Source organism: Isosphaeraceae bacterium EP7 (genome assembly GCA_038400315.1).
GTDB lineage: Bacteria > Planctomycetota > Planctomycetia > Isosphaerales > Isosphaeraceae > EP7.
The window spans coordinates 5,407,052-5,422,225 of record CP151667.1 but is presented as its reverse complement, the minus strand read 5'-3'; the positions used below and the strand labels follow the sequence as shown (position 1 = coordinate 5,422,225).

The following is a 15,174-nucleotide window of genomic DNA, read 5'->3' as shown; positions in this document are numbered from 1 at the left end:
ATGCCGGCGCAACGCTTGAAGCTGGGTGAGTCACCGATGACCGACCTTCGGTCGCTGTCGAGTTCGTTCGTCGTGCACTCGCTGCTCATGCTCCTGGCCTCGTGGGCGGCCTTCCAGGTGATCCGCCCGGGCCAGGAACAGCCTGCCCCCGAGATTCAGGGAGAGCTCGGCCCGGTGGACAACCGGGCCGGTGGGTCCCTGGGCGGCGGCAATCCCGGCGAGCTCGGGGCCCTCGGGATCGAGGAGACCGTGGCGGTGGTGCCCGAAGGGGGAGATTCCGTCGACCCCGCCGATGCCTTGCTTGCCGAGGCGATGCCCGCGCCGATGACCGCGTCTGCCCCCTCGCCGAGGGCCTTGCCCGGCCCGGCGACGAGCGGGCTGGGGACACTTCCGGGCCCCGGGACCGGGGGCGGAGGGGGGAGCGGCGGAGGATCGGGTGGGGGGATCGGCCGGGGGACTGGGCCGGGGACGACGTTCTTCAACGTCGCGGAACGCGCCGGCTCGTTCGCTTATGTCATCGATTGTTCGGGCAGCATGCAATCTCGCGGCGCCCTGGACCTCGCCAAGCGCGAGCTGATGGCCAGCCTGTCTCAATTGCCGCCGGACGCGCGGTTCGGCGTGGTCTTCTATAACCTGAGGGCCACGGTCTTCACCGACTCCCAGGGCCGCGCCTCATTGATGACGGCGACGGCGGCGAACAAGGAGCGGGTGCGTTCCCTGCTTTCCAGCGTCTCGCCCGACGGCGGCACCGACCACATGCTGGCCCTGCGCACGGGGTTCGACCTGAGGCCCGAGGTGATCTTTTTTTTGAGCGACGGCGACCTGATGACCACCCGCGACGCGGCCGAGCTGCGGGCCGAGGCGGGCAAGATCAGGATCCAGGCCGTGGAGTTCGGACTGGGCGAGGACCTGCGGCATCAGGGGCCGTTGCAGGACCTGGCGAAGTCGACCGGGGGCGTCTACCGCTACGTCGACGTCCGCAAATTCCCGCGTCCGACTCGCTGACGGCCGGGCTCTCTACGCCAGAGACGGGGCCCTTCGGGGGAGTCCGCGGCTCGTCCCCCTTCCGGGGGCGCGACGGGTGGTGTTTAATCCGGGTTGCCGACCCTCAGACGCGTACCCGGGATGAATGCGGCAGGCCCTCAAGAGGCGTGGCCGGATGGCTTCAAGCCGCCGGGCCCGACGTCCGGCCGCGGCGTCCCGACGCCCGAGTCACCTCTCGATGCGGAGGCTCCCCCCGATGCGACGTCGATTGGTCATCCCCGCCCTGATCGCCCTGATCGGCCTGGCCGCGGCCTCCGCCGCCCGCCTGGACGCCGCCGTGATGAAACAAGGGGGTCCGGCGCCTGCCGCCGTCGCACCCGCCAATGAGGTCTCCTTCGAACCGTTCGGGTTCATGCACGACCCCCGGTACGACTCGTTCGAGCGCGCCGCCCTCTGGACGGTCTTGGGCATCGCCGTCTTGGGCCTGGCCTATGCTGGCCTTCTCGTCGGCGAGGTCCTGGGCGCCGACCAGGGCACTCCGAAAATGCGCGAGGTAGCCGACGCGATCCGCAAGGGGGCCAACGCCTACCTCGGCCGGCAGTTCAAGGCGATCATCACCCTGGTCCTCCTGATCTCTGCCCTCCTCTACTTCCTGACCGCCGGCGGGGAGAGCGCCGCCTCGATCGCCATCGGCAGGTCCGTCGCCTTCTTCGCCGGTGCTGCCTTCTCGTGGACCGTCGGCTATGTGGGGATGAGCCTGGCCGTGCGGGGGAATCTCCGCGTGGCGGCGGCCGCCCGCACCAGCTACGGCGGGGCCCTCCGACTCGGGTATCGCACGGGTACCGTGACCGGGATGCTCACCGACGGCCTGGGGCTGCTCGGAGGCACCTTGATCTTCATGATCTACGGGGAACACGCCTATGAGGTGCTGCTCGGCTTCGGCTTCGGCGGCACCCTGCTCGCCCTGTTCATGCGAGTCGGCGGCGGGATCTACACGAAGGCGGCCGACGTGGGGGCCGACCTCGTCGGCAAGATCGAGGCCAACATCCCCGAGGACGACCCGCGAAACGCCGCGACGATCGCCGACAATGTGGGCGACAACGTGGGCGATTGCGCCGGCATGGCGGCCGACATCTTCGAGAGCTACGAGGTGACCATCGTCGCCGCGATGATCCTGGGCTACGCCAGCTTCGGCCACAAAGGGGTCATCTTCCCCCTTTTGGTGCGGGCCATCGGCGTGATCGGCTCGATCATCAGCACCTACAGCGTGAAGGCCGGGCCGGATAGTTCAAGTGACGAGGCTCTGGGGGCGGTCCACAAGGGATTCCTGCTCGGCTCCTACATCAGCGTCGCGGGATTCTTCCTGCTGGGGCTGAGCTACCTCCACTTCGACGATGACGCGGTGCGTGAGCACCCGCAGATGCTCGAAGGCTACGCGACGACCGCCGAGTTCCAGGCGGCACGCAAGGCCTTCGACGCGGCGCATCCCATCACCCCTGAGAACGCCGAGGCGACGGCCCTCGCCTTCCGCACGTTCGTGAAGGACTACCACGAGCAGATCCTGGCCGATCGACGCCTGCCGTCCTGGGCTAGCTTCGGCGTGTCCACGCTGGACATGAGGCCGGCATTGACGTGCCTGGTGGGCATCATCCTGGCGGTGGCCCTGAACAAGGGGACGAGCTACTACACCCACACGAGCCACGAGCCCGTGAAGGGGCTTGCGAAGGCCTGCCAGACGGGGCACGCGACCAACATCATCCAGGGGTTCGCCCTCGGGTACGAGTCGACCGTGGTGGCCGTCCTGATCATCGCGTCGGCCCTGATGATGTCGGTCCTGATCTACGCGGGATCGGGCCCGATCTTCGTGGCTTACGGTGTGGCGATGTGCGGGATCGGCATGCTGACGCTCTCGGGCAACACGATCAGCATGGACGTCTTCGGGCCGGTGGCCGACAACAGCAACGGGATCGGCGAGATGGGCTACGACCGCGAGGAGATGGGCGAGGAGAACTACAAGCGGGCCAGGCAGATCCTGGCCGACCTGGACGCGGTGGGCAACACGACCAAGGCCGAGACGAAAGGGATCGCCATCGGCAGTGCCGTGATCGCGGCGGTGAGCTTGTTCGCCAGCTTCATCGCGGTGATCGCCGTGGGGAGCGAGTCGAAAATCGGCCTGATGACCGCGGCGCAATATGCCGCGGAGGCCGGCCGGCTGTCGGTGGCCGACCCGACGGTCTTCGTCGGCATGCTGCTCGGGGGCGCCGTGCCGTTTCTGTTCAGCTCCATGCTGATCCGCGCCGTGGGCCGCGCGGCGTTCCTGATCGTCAAGGAATGCCGCGCCCAGTTCCGCGACCCCGAGATCTGGGCGGGGACGAAGACGCCCGACTACGGCCGGGTGGTCAACATCTGCACCCAGGCCGCGCAGGGCGAATTGATCGGCCCCGGATTGATGGCGATTTTCGCCCCAATCCTGGTGGGCATCTACCTCGGGCCCTATGCGTTGGGCGGATTTCTGGCCGGGATGATCGTGGTCGGCCAGCTCCTCGCGGTGTTCATGGCCAATGCTGGCGGGGCCTGGGACAACGCCAAGAAGACGATCGAGGACGGCCTTTACGGAGGCAAGGGCTCGGAAGCCCACAAGGCCAGCATCACCGGCGACACGGTGGGCGACCCTCTGAAAGACACCGCCGGCCCGGCGCTGAACCCGCTCATCAAAGTGATGAACATGGTGGCCCTGCTGGCCATCGGGCCCATCCTCGCGCTGTCGGGCGGGCCCTCAGCCTGGATGCTTCAGGTGTTCGGGCTGATCGGGGTCGCGGCGATCATCTGGGCCGTCTGGCGGTCGAAGACCGAGAGCAAGGAATTCCGCGAGATGGAGCTCGAACTCGCCGCCTCCGCCGAGGAAACGAAGTTGCAGACGACCGCACACTGATCACCGATCCGCGGACGAGATCGATCGAATCCAAGAGGAAGATCTGATGCGACTGATGACCTTCAAGCGTGGTGCCCTCGCCCTCGTCGCCCTGGCGGCGGGGGTCGCCGCCGACGACGCGTTCACGACGATCTTCGACGGTAAGTCACCGTCGGGCTGGATCGTCGCCGAGGGGAAGCCGCTCCCCTCCGCTAATGTCCAGCAGGACGGGCTGAACCCGCACAAGTCGGGCGGCTACATCACCGTCCATGAGAAGCCGCACGGAGACTTCGTGCTCAGCTTCGACTACAAGCTAACCCCCGGCTGCAACTCGGGCGTCTTCCTCCGCGTCGGCGACCTGAAGGACCCGGTCAACACCGGCATCGAGGTGGCGATCGACGACACCAAGGGCACCGGCGTGCACGACACCGGGGCCTTCTATGACCTGGTCCCGCCGAGGATCAATGCCCAGAAGCCGGTGGGCCAGTGGAACCACATGTCGATCTCGGCCAAGGGGCCGCGCATCGACGTCGAGCTGAATGAGGACGTGGTCACGACGATCGACCTGGACAAGTGGACGGCCGCCGGGGAACGCCCCGACGGCTCGAAGCACAAGTTCTCGAAGGTCGTCGTGAAGGACCTCCCCCGCAAGGGCTATCTCGGATTCCAGGACCACGGCTCGGACTGCTGGTACAAGAATGTGAAGATCAAGGAACTTGACTGAGGCCTAGCGTGCGGTCGCCGCCGCGCCCGCCTCGCGGGCCGGCGCGATCTGGGGGGCCTCGCCGCCGAAGATCTCATTGAGGACCGCGGCGGTGCGGACCCCGGCCTGGCTGATTCGCCGATGGGCCATCGGACGCTGCCGTTCGGTGTAAGCCGGGCCGAGCCTATCGCCTTCGCGGAGCGGGGCACCGTTCTCGGGATTGATGTAGGCGTCACGGGCGGCCTCCAGGCTTTCATTCGCCCAGACTTCGACCGATTCCTCGGCGGCCCACTTCTCGGTGTCCTCGGGGTTGAGCTTGCCGACCAGCGCGCGCGCGAGGGTCACCTCGTCCACACCGCGGATGAGGCCCGAATCCCAGATCTGGTGCATGTTGGCCTGGCGGCGGTTGTAATCGAGCTGCAAGTCATTGCCCCCCTTGTCGTGGCGGTCGCCGACGTGCAGGGGCTGGTGGATGTCCTGGATGAAATGGACGAGGAAGCGAAGGGCTTCGCGGCGCTGGAGCTTCGTGGCCGACTTGTTCCCCAGCACATCGCGGTAATGCTCGATCTTGGAGACAACGCACGCCCCGCGCGAGCAGTGGCGGGGGGAGTAGGCCTTGTCGGTGATGGGAACATTCACGTAGTGCCAGCTGCCGGTCTCGCGGCGCTCGCCGCGGATCTCGTCGGCCCAGGTCGAGGCGTCGGCCAACGATTCGCCGGGCTCGAGCAGGTCGCGGATGGCCGCCCTCGCTTCTTTCGAAAGCCGGAACTCGGCGATCATGGCGCTCGCACGATGACCGACCGGCCCCCAGGCGACGGCCTCGGTCGCCGAGCTTGCCAACATCGAGACGGCCAGGCAGAGGAGAATCAGGGTGCGGGGCGCATTGCGGGAGGCGGTCATCGTCGGTTCCTCGTCGTCTGGGCCCGTGCCGCGTCGGGAAGCCGCGACTCGCCCTAATACTTTGGTCTCGACGGATCTCGGCCACAAGGGCATCGTCGACGGGCGGCGCGACGAGGCCTCTTCCGGGGGCCGACCCACGCCTTCGCGGGTCGTCCGCCGTTGGCGCGACGGGCCGCAACCTGCTACCCTGATTCGCTCTGCCCATGGTGGCACCCCCGACTTTCAGGAACCCGCCCGATGGCTGCGCTCGACCCCTACGCTCCCTGCCCCTGCGGGAGCGGGCAGAAGTTCAAGTGGTGCTGCCATAAGGTCGAGGCCTATGCCGACCGGGCCCAGAAGCTGTTCGAAAACGGCCAGGTTGAGGCCGCGATCGGCGCGCTCGATGACGGCCTGAAGAAGGAGCCGGCCAACCCCTGGCTTCTGACCCGCAAGGCCCTTATCCAGCTCAGGTCCGATCAGCCTGACGCCTGCAAGGCCACACTTCGCGAGGTGTTGTCGACCAATCCCGGACACCTCGGCGCGCAGCTCTTGCTGACCCGGGCCGTGCTGGAGACCGAAGGGCCCGTCGAAGGCGCCGCACAGCTCCAGCTCGCCCTGGCGGCCTGCCCGGCCGAGCGTCGAGGCGCACTCGGACTGCTGTTCCGGGTCGCCGGCCTGATGCTTGGCGACCTGCACCAGTACCAGGCGGCTCGCAAGCACCTGGAGCTGGCCGCGGCGCTGGGCGGAGAGGTCGACCAGGCGATCGAATCGGCCCTGCTGAACCTGGAGAGCAACCCGTCGGTTTCCCCCTGGCTGAAGAACCCCTACGAGCTGTCGGAGCCCGGCCCGGCCGTCGCTTCCTCGGCCCGTGGCCGGTTCCAGGAAGCCCTCAACTGGGCCGAGCAGGGACTCTGGTCGACTGCCGCGGCACTCTTCGAGTCGCTGTCCGCGGCCGGCACCGGCGGCCCCGAGAGCGATCGTAACGCGGGGCTCTGCCGCCTTTGGATCGCCGACGACGCTGGCGCCGTTCTGGCCTTGCGCCGCTGGATCGCCACCGCGGGAGAGACCGACGAGGCCGTCGACCTCGAGGCGCTCTGCCAGCAGGTTGCCCCCCCCAGCTCGGCCGATCTCGTCGAGCGGGTCCAGCTCACCTGGCCCCTGCGTGACCGCGAACGCCTGCTGTCCAACTTGAGGGCCATCGGCGACGTCCTCGAAGAGGGGACGACGCAGCTGGACCCCGCCGAGGAAGACTCGCCCGAGGTCCAGGCCTTCGCCCTCCTCGACCGCCCCGCGCTGGGGACGGTGGACTATGCAACGCTCAAGGCCACCGACATCCCGCAGATCGTCGGACGGATCCTGGTCGGACCCACCCAGGCGATTCTCGAAGCGAACGACGACGGCGAGCTGGACAACCTGACCGGCCGCTTCACGGCGGTCGCCGGGACGGCCGTCCCCCCTTCGCACCCCAAGACGAAGGTCGTCGCCAAGCTCGAACGAGCCGTGCTGACCCTGACCTGGGAATGGCTGCCGCCCGAGGGGATCGACCGACCGACGCTCGCCCGCCTGACCGACGAGCGGCGGCGTACGACGATCAACGACGTCTGGCCCGAGGTGCCGAATCCCGCCTTCAAGGGGCGTTCGCCGCTGAAGGCCGCTTCCGCCGGTGATTCGGTCGTCGCGCTCCGGGCCGCCCTCTGCCTGTTCGAGGATGGCCCCGACTCGATCGACCTTACACCACTGCGGCAGAAGCTTGGCCTGAAGGCCGAGCCCGAAATCTCCGCCGATGGGCTCGACCTGAGCCGGCTCAATTACGGCCGCTATCATCGGGTCGATCCGTCCAGGTTCGACGACACGACGCTGGTCGACTTCTATCGCAAGTCGAGGCGCCTGGCCCTGACCGTTGCGATGCACAACGCGGCCCAGGCGCTCGTCAGCCGCCCGGCCGTGGTCCAGTCCGGCAAGCTGGCCGCCACCTCGCTGTATGGCGACCTGGCCTCGATGGCCGCCGAGAAGGGCGATTTGGCGACCGCCCTGGAATGGATCAAGAAGGGGCGTGGCCTGGAGCCGCAGGCGACCAAGTCCCGCAATGCACCCGTCTGGGACATGCTGGAGGTCCGGCTCCGAGCCCGGTCCGAGACTCCCGAAACCTGGGTGCCCGACCTGGCGATCGTGCTGGAACGCTATCAGCAGAGCCCCGAGGCCAATCAGGTCATCCTGCTCAACCTGATCGAGATGGGCATCGTCCGGATGCTGCCCAGCGAAGATCCGGCGCAGGGGTACATGGTCGACCCCCGCGGCCTTCAGATGCTGCTCCAACGCTTCGGCCCCAAGGTCACCACGGCGTCGGGCCAGCTCGGCGTCTCGGCGACCAAGCAGGAAATCTGGACGCCCGGTTCCAACCAGGGCGGCGGCGGTGGCCTCTGGACACCAGGCTCGGGCAGCCCGGCGGCCGGCGGCGAGAAACCCAAGCTGATCATCCCCGGCCGCTGAGCTGTGGGCATAACGAGGCGAACCGAAGTGGCTCCGGCCCCGATCGAAGCGGATGACGATCTGTTGAACCTGGTCCATCGGGGCTGGGACCACTTGCGCCTCCAGCGACCGCTGGCCGCCTGGGCCTGCTGGCAGCGGGCCCTCAGGCTCAACCCGGAGAATGTCGCGGCGACCGAAGCCCTCGATCGCCTGTCGACGGCCCCCGACCTTCCCGCACTGGCCAGGAGCGCCCTGGCATTCCAGAACCCGCGCGATCCCGCCCGACGATCCCGCTGGGACAAAGCTCTCCGAGGTCGCGACGTCTCCGACCTAGAGGTCGCCGCCGCGGCTTTTGGCGAGCTTGCCGGCGGCCGAGATGCCCAGGCGGCCTATAACCAGGCCCTTTGCTTCGCCTGGCTGGGCCGGAACCTCGATGCCATCGACGCACTCGACGTCGTCGTTCAGCTTCTTGCCGACGCCGACTTCGCCTTCGCCACCCACGCCTGGGCGCTCTCCGACCTGCTCAGGCAAGGGGCTGGCGCCGAGGACGTGGCAGATGATCTGAATTACGCGGTCCAGGTGGTCGGCCCGATCGATTCCGACGAGGTCCTCGAGTTCGCCGCCGAACATGGCGCCGCGCGGCTGGTTCGCACTCCAGGGGCCGCCGAGATCGGGGTTGCTGGCACCGGCGAGACCCGTGTGTTCGAGTGGCTCGACCGGCCGTTTGGTGAGGATCTTCACGCGGCGACCGGCGTCGAAGACATTCCCCGTCTGCTCGCGATGGGCGTCGCGTCATCCGGATCCTTGCGATTCTCCAGCCCCGAGCCGCTCGGCCTAGATGAGGCCATCGAGGCGCTGGATGAGGTCGGAATGTTCGCCGGCTGCGACGTTGAGCGCTCGGCCACGCCGCTCCAGCTCACCCTGCTCGATGCCGCCGTCTGGTCGTTCCGGCTGCCCGAAGGGCTGGAGGCCGAGCACCGCGGACCGCTCTACCGGGCCGAGGTCGAGCATTATTATGAGTCGATCTGGATCCGACGCGCCCGGCATGGGCTCGACGGCCTGACACCACTCGAGGCTTCTCGACGTGCCGTCGGCGGTGATGCGACTCTGCGGGCAAAACTCGCGGGTGTGATCCTGATGCGCGAGCAGCTTGGAGACCGTCCCAGGACGGCGGCGCTCTATCAAGGGTACCCGTTCGATCGGCTTCGGCGCCGTCTCTCGGTCCCGCTCCGCGACCCCACCGCTGTGGAAGGGGCCGACGAGTCTTGCCTCGGGCCCGAGGAGCTTGACGCCCTCGACCCTGCGACCCTCGAAGTCGCCCGGCTCGCCGACGCCTTCGCCTCGGCCGAGGCACTCAGGGATGACATTCGTTCGGCCCGCTTTGCCGACGAAGTCTTGCTGCGGCCTGCCTCGATCGCAGCTGGGGCGAGCTTGCAGGCCGCGGCCGCCACGCTGGTCCGGCTCGCGCTTGCGGCCGACGACCCTGATCTCGCCCTCGACCAGATCGACCGCGCCATCGCCGTCGATGCGGCCGAGCAGGGGGGCCGGATGTTCAAGGTGCTGACGATCTGGAAGGCCGAGGTCTATGCCCGGTCGGGCGAACCCGAGGCCGCCTCGCGTGTCTACAGCGAGGTGCTCGAGGCCGATCCCAACGACGTGGCCACGGCCGTCGACGGCGCCGAGACCCTGATCGATAACGACGAGGAGGAGGCGGCTCGCACCTTGCTCGACATCGCCATCCTCCGGGCCACAAAGTCCGGCCAGCCCGAACTAGGCCAGCGTGCCCAACGCCTGCTAGAACTCCTCGACGCGAGCCCGACGTGACCGAAGCCCCGACCGACCCCACGTTCCTGGCCAATCTGAAATGGACCGCCGACGGCCTCGTGGCGGCTATCGTGCAGGACTCCGAGAATGGCGACGTCCTGATGATGGCCTGGATGGACGCCGACGCCGTCCGACAGACCTTGGCCACCGGCCAGACGCACTTCTACTCGCGCTCGCGCAAGTCCGCCTGGCACAAGGGTGGGACGTCGGGGCATGTCCAGCATGTCCACTCGATCCGTGTCGACTGCGATGGCGATGTCCTGCTCATCCGGGCCCGTCAGGTGGGGGGCGCCTGCCACGAAGGTTATCGGTCGTGCTTCTTCCGCGAGGTGGATGGCGAGGGAGACCTTCGCGTGACCGAAGCTCCTGTCTTCAGCCCAGAGCTTGCTTACGGCAAGCCGACCGTCTGAAGATGGGCGGTTGTAAGTCGGTAATTTATTTTGGTTTATGTCGATTGATCGGAATTTCCTCGCGACCGTCCAAAAGCTTTCGACTGTCCCGCGTGACGCAGGGCGAGGCGACGGGCCGCCGAACCGTCTTCCTACGAGGCGGCGTCGGGGCGTACACTGCTTGGATTGATCCGGGCCGACCCGACTTCGGGGCAGGGCTCCGAGCCTGGAAGGGCGGGGGTTGATGCGTAAGCCGCGACTGATGACTCCAGGGCCGGCACCGGTCCCCGCCGATGTCTTGCTCGAACTCGCCAGGCCGGTCATCCATCACCGTTCGGCCGAGGCGAAAGCCGTGGTCGCCGAGGTGACCGAGGGCCTGAAGTACGTCTTCCAGACGGTCAACGACGTCATCCTGCTGACCGCCTCGGGCACCGGCTCGATGGACGCGGCGGTGGTCAACACGGTGCCTCGCGGCGGTAAGGCCCTGGTGCTGGCCGCCGGCTGGTTCTCCGAGCGCTGGGCGACGATTTGCAGGGCCTATGGCATCGAGCCGATCGTCCTGACGACCGAGTGGGGCCAGGCGGTTGACCCCGAGACGGTGGCGAATGCCCTGGCCCAACACCCCGACGTGGCCTGCGTCTTCGGCACCCTCAGCGAGACGTCGACGGCCACCGGCCACCCCGTCGAGGCGATCGGCCGGGTGGTCGCGCGGACTGATGCGTTGTTTGTCGTCGACGGGATCAGCGGCGTCGGCGCGATGAAGTGTCGCACCGATGCCTGGAACATCGACGTGCTCTGCGTCGGCTCGCAGAAGGCCCTGATGCTGCCTCCCGGCCTGGCCTTCGTCGCCGTGAGCCCGAAGGCCTGGGCCAGAATCGACGCCTTCGAGGCCCCCTGCTATTACCTCAGCCTGAAACTGGCCAGGAAGAAGCTGGACGATTCCGACACGCCTTTCACCCCGAATCACGTCTACTTCCTGGGCCTGCGCAAGGCCTTGCAGCAAATCCGCGCGGAAGGGATCGAGGAGGTCTGGCGACGGCACCGGCTGATGAGCGAAGCCTGCCGCGCCGGTCTTGCCGCGATCGGCCTGGAACTCTTCAGCGCGAGTCCTGCCGAGGGACTGACCGCATTCGTGATCCCGGAAGGACTGACCGATTCGGCGATCCGGGGCGGGCTCTCCGATCGGTTCGGCATCACGACGATCGGCGGCCAGGACAAGCTCAAGGGGAAGATCATCCGGGTCGGCCACATGGGCTATATGGACGAGCTCGACGTGATCTCGGGGCTCGCGGCCCTGGAGATGGTTCTCGATGAGCTCGGATATGAGGTCGAGCCCGGCCGCGCCGTGACCGCCGCCCAGCGCGTGTTGCTGGGGCAGAAGCGGGTCGCGACCGTTTGAGCCAGAGTTATTCAATCGTGAAATGGATCGAGGACCGTGGCCGGCCGGGGCGAACCGGCGGCGACGGATGGGCAGGCGGGGCGTCGAAGACGCCGCGTCGGGCCTGTGGACGAAGGGGTTCGCCCGAGAGGAGACGGAGACCGTGCCGCATCGCGTTCTGGTGACCGATACACTTGCTGAAGAAGGACTTGCCCTGCTCCGCGCCGAGCCCGGGCTGGAGGTCGTGGTCAAGACCAAGCTTGACCTGGCGACCTTGAGGGCCGAGCTGGCCCAGGCCGACGGGATCGTGATCCGTTCCGGCACCCAGCTGACCGCCGAGGCCCTGCGCGATCAGCCCAGGCTCAAGGCGATCGTCCGGGCTGGCGTCGGCGTGGACAACATCGACGTCCCCACGGCCACGCGCCAGGGGATCGTGGTGATGAACACCCCCGGCGGCAACACGGTGTCGACCGCCGAGCACACCATGGCCCTCATGCTCGCCCTGTCGCGCAATGTGGCCCGGGCCAATGACAGCCTGAAGGCCGGAAAGTGGGAGCGCAACAAGTTCACCGGCACCCAACTCGGCGGCAAGACGCTGGGCATCGTCGGCCTGGGCCGTGTAGGCCTTGCGGTGGCCAAGCGGGCCCAGGGGTTCGACATGCAGGTGGTCGGCTTCGACCCCTTCCTGTCGGCCGACCGCGCGGCCGAATACGGCATTGAGGCGGTCGCCTCCCTGGACGATCTGTGGGGCCGCTGCGACTACCTGACCTTGCACACCCCGCTTTCGGCCGAGACCCGAAACATCGTGGGCGAGCGTGAGCTGGCCTTGATGAAGACCGGCGCCCGCATCATCAATTGCGCCCGCGGCGGGCTGATCGATGAAGCGGCGCTCATCGCGGCGCTCGACTCGGGCAAGATCGCCGGCGCCGCCGTCGACGTCTTCGACCCCGAGCCCCCGCCCGCCGACCTGCCGCTCATCAAGCACCCGCTCGTGCTGGTGACCCCCCACCTGGCCGCCTCCACCGAGGAGGCGCAGATCTCCGTGGCCGTCGAGGCCGCGCAGCTCCTGGGCGACTTTTTCCGCGGCGGCAAGATCAAGTTCTCGGTGAACGTGCCGACCCTCGATCGCGCCGAGCTGGAAGACCTGCGGCTCTATCTCGACCTGGCCCGTCGCCTGGGCATGCTGCACGCCCAGATGGACCGTGGCGCGGTCAAGTCGGCCACGCTTCGCTATCGAGGCGAGGTGGCGAGCAAGAACACGCGGCTCATCACCGCGAGCTTCGCCGCAGGCTGGATGGAGACGGCCCTGGAAGGGCAGGTCAACCTTATCAACGCCGAGATGCTGGCCAAGGAGCGCGGCATCACGATCATCGAGGAGAAGTCGACCGACCCGGGCGACTTTGGCACGATGATCCAGGCAGAGGTCGAGACAGAGCGCAAGAGCTACATCGCTGCCGGCACCCTCTTCGGCAAGCAGTTTGTCCGCCTGGTGAAGCTCGGCCCGTATCGGCTGGACGCCCACCTGGACGGTACCCTGTTCGTCTTCACGCACCGCGACGTGCCGGGCCTGATCGGCTTCATCGGCACGACGTTCGGCCGGCATGGCGTGAACATCGCGCAGATGAACGTCGGCCGCGAACGTCCGGGCGGCGACGCGATTGGCGTGGTCAATCTGGATGTGATGCCGTCGGAGGCCGCCATCGAAGAGGTGAAGGCCCACCCCGACATCCTCAGCGTCAGCCTGATCAGCCTGCCAGGGGCGGACGAGAATCCCCCCTGGTTGTCGTTCTGAATGACTCTGGCTGAGATCTTGAAATGAGAAGGGGGGGGCGGGACCAAGTGTCCCGCCCCCCCCTTCTCGTTGAGTCAGATCGGGATGATCCGATCAGTCGAGCTTGACGGTGACCGTCTTCAGCTCGGTGTAGTTGTCGAGCGCCTTCTCGCCCAGCTCGCGGCCGATCCCGCTCCGCTTGAAGCCGCCGAAGGGGGCCGCGGCGTCGAAGACGTCGTAGCAATTCACCCAGACGGTGCCGGCGCGGACGCGGTTGGCGATGGAGTGGGCCTTGCCAATGTCGCGGGTCCAGACCGCCGCGGCGAGCCCGTATTCGGTCGCGTTGGCCCGGTCAACGACCTCGTCGAGGGTCTTGAACTTCAGGACCGACAGGACGGGCCCGAAGATCTCGTCGGTGGCGATTGCCATGTCGTCGCGGACGTCGGCGAAAACGGTTGGCTGGACGAAGAAGCCGGTGTCACCGTGACGCTTGCCGCCGGTCACGCACCGGGCGCCCTGGTCCTGGCCGTGGCCGATGTACTTCAAGATCTTGTCGAATTGGGCCTGGTCGACCTGCGGGCCCATCTCGGTCTGGGGGTCGAACGGGTCGCCAACGCGGCGGGTCTTGACCTTGTCCGCGAGCTTCTCAACGAAGGCGTCGTAGACCCCTTCCTGGACGAACAGGCGGGTACCGGCGCAGCAGCACTGGCCCTGATTCAGGAACATCCCCACGATCGAGCCGTCGACTGCGGCGTCGAGGTCGGCGTCGTCAAAGACGATGTTGGGGCTCTTGCCACCGAGCTCGAAGGTGATCCGCTTCAGGCTGTCGGCGGCGTTCTTCATGATGATCTCGGCGGTGCGACCCTCGCCGGTGAAGGCGATCTTGTCGCACCCCTTGTGCTTCACCAGGGCATCGCCGGCAGTCTCGCCGAAGCCGTTGACGATGTTGATGACGCCGGCGGGGAATCCGGCCTCGAGGGCCAGCTCGCCCAGTCGCAGGGCGCTTAGCGGGGTCTGCTCGGCGGGCTTCAGCACGATCGTGCAGCCGGCGGCCAGCGCGGGCGACCACTTCCAGGCGACCATCAGGAGCGGGAAGTTCCAGGGGATGATCTGGCCGGCCACCCCCAGCGGCTCGCGCTTGGTGTAGGTGAAGAAATTGCCGCGAACGGGGAGGGTCTGGCCGGCGATCTTGTCGGCCCAGCCGGCGTAGTAGCGAAAGCAGTCGATGACGAGCGGCAGGTCGGCATTCCGGCTCTCGGAGATGGGCTTGCCGTTGTCGAGGGTCTCCAACTCGGCCAGCTCGTCGATCTCGGCCTCGATGAGGTCGGCCAGCTTGTACATCAGACGTCCGCGATCGCGGGCGTCCATCGTGCGCCAGGCTTTTGATTCGAAGGCCTTGCGCGCGGCCTTGACGGCCAGATCGATATCGGCGGCGCCGCCCTCGGCGACTTCGGCGATGACTTGCTCGGTGGCGGGATTGAACGTCTGGAATGTCTTGCCGCTGACGCTGTCGCGCCATTGCCCGTCGATGAGCAGCTTGGTCTGGAACGATCGGAGTGTCGGGGATCGCCTGGGCTCGGTGGCCGTGGCCATGGTTCGCTCTCCCGGTCTTGAGTGAGGGTCGGCCGAACGGGCCGCGTGTCCGTTGCGGACGCTGCGTTAAGGCGTCGGGGCTCGCAAACCCGCCGCCACGCACCACCTCCCATCTTACGAAGTGTCGCCGGCCGCTCAAGCCGTCAGGGGCAGAGAGGCGGCCATTGATCACTCTCCTCGCATGGCATCTCCGACGTCCGTGACGCTATCATCTCCCTGGCGGGCCTCGGCCGGATGGACGCGTCGTTAGCCCTCGACACCGAGCCTTCCGCC

At 67.5% G+C, this 15,174-nt stretch carries 10 protein-coding genes; 8 read left to right on the top strand and 2 right to left on the bottom strand.

Annotated features, from left to right (window positions below; all coding sequences use genetic code 11):
• The 3 genes from EP7_RS21095 to EP7_RS21085 all read left to right on the top strand — a co-directional run bounded on the left by EP7_RS21095 (window position 1) and on the right by EP7_RS21085 (window position 4,619).
• A complete protein-coding gene (locus EP7_RS21095; RefSeq protein ID WP_463524121.1) occupies window positions 1-1,005 on the top strand; it encodes a vWA domain-containing protein in 1,005 nt (334 codons plus the stop codon).
• Between the two features lie 391 nt (window positions 1,006-1,396).
• Window positions 1,397-3,916 (top strand): proton/sodium-translocating pyrophosphatase, encoded by a 2,520-nt coding sequence (locus EP7_RS21090; protein WP_463528448.1) that lies wholly within the window; start codon window positions 1,397-1,399, stop codon window positions 3,914-3,916.
• A gap of 46 nt (window positions 3,917-3,962) precedes the next feature.
• On the top strand, window positions 3,963-4,619 hold the full coding sequence (locus EP7_RS21085) for a 3-keto-disaccharide hydrolase (protein ID WP_463524120.1): 657 nt from the start codon (window positions 3,963-3,965) through the stop codon (window positions 4,617-4,619).
• Between the two features lie 3 nt (window positions 4,620-4,622).
• Here EP7_RS21085 and EP7_RS21080 read toward each other — a convergent pair whose 3' ends face one another.
• The gene (locus tag EP7_RS21080) at window positions 4,623-5,498 is read right to left on the bottom strand and encodes a S1/P1 nuclease (RefSeq protein WP_463524119.1); all 876 of its coding nucleotides are present in this window, start codon (window positions 5,496-5,498) and stop codon (window positions 4,623-4,625) included.
• A 237-nt stretch (window positions 5,499-5,735) separates the two neighbouring features.
• On the opposite strand from EP7_RS21080, the gene EP7_RS21075 reads away from it, so the two are divergent.
• The 5 genes from EP7_RS21075 (at window position 5,736) to serA (ending at window position 13,329) form a co-directional block, all read left to right on the top strand.
• A complete protein-coding gene (locus tag EP7_RS21075; protein WP_463524118.1) occupies window positions 5,736-7,967 on the top strand; it encodes a tetratricopeptide repeat protein in 2,232 nt (743 codons plus the stop codon).
• Between the two features lie 27 nt (window positions 7,968-7,994).
• Window positions 7,995-9,770: a tetratricopeptide repeat protein gene (locus EP7_RS21070; protein WP_463524117.1), complete on the top strand. Its 1,776-nt coding sequence runs from the start codon at window positions 7,995-7,997 to the stop codon at window positions 9,768-9,770.
• Entirely contained in the window at window positions 9,767-10,180 is a 414-nt protein-coding gene (gene hisI, locus EP7_RS21065; RefSeq protein ID WP_463524116.1) for a phosphoribosyl-AMP cyclohydrolase, read from the top strand. Before EP7_RS21070 ends, hisI begins: the two co-directional genes overlap by 4 nt.
• 223 nt (window positions 10,181-10,403) lie before the next feature.
• On the top strand, window positions 10,404-11,558 hold the full coding sequence (locus EP7_RS21060) for a pyridoxal-phosphate-dependent aminotransferase family protein (RefSeq protein ID WP_463524115.1): 1,155 nt from the start codon (window positions 10,404-10,406) through the stop codon (window positions 11,556-11,558).
• Between the two features lie 142 nt (window positions 11,559-11,700).
• Window positions 11,701-13,329, top strand: a complete 1,629-nt coding sequence (gene serA, locus EP7_RS21055; RefSeq protein ID WP_463524114.1) for a phosphoglycerate dehydrogenase — start codon at window positions 11,701-11,703, stop codon at window positions 13,327-13,329.
• Window positions 13,330-13,422: 93 nt separating this feature from the next.
• Here the strand turns inward: serA and EP7_RS21050 are convergent, their stop codons facing one another.
• Window positions 13,423-14,901 (bottom strand): aldehyde dehydrogenase family protein, encoded by a 1,479-nt coding sequence (locus tag EP7_RS21050; protein ID WP_463524113.1) that lies wholly within the window; start codon window positions 14,899-14,901, stop codon window positions 13,423-13,425.
• Window positions 14,902-15,174: the final 273 nt, after the last annotated feature.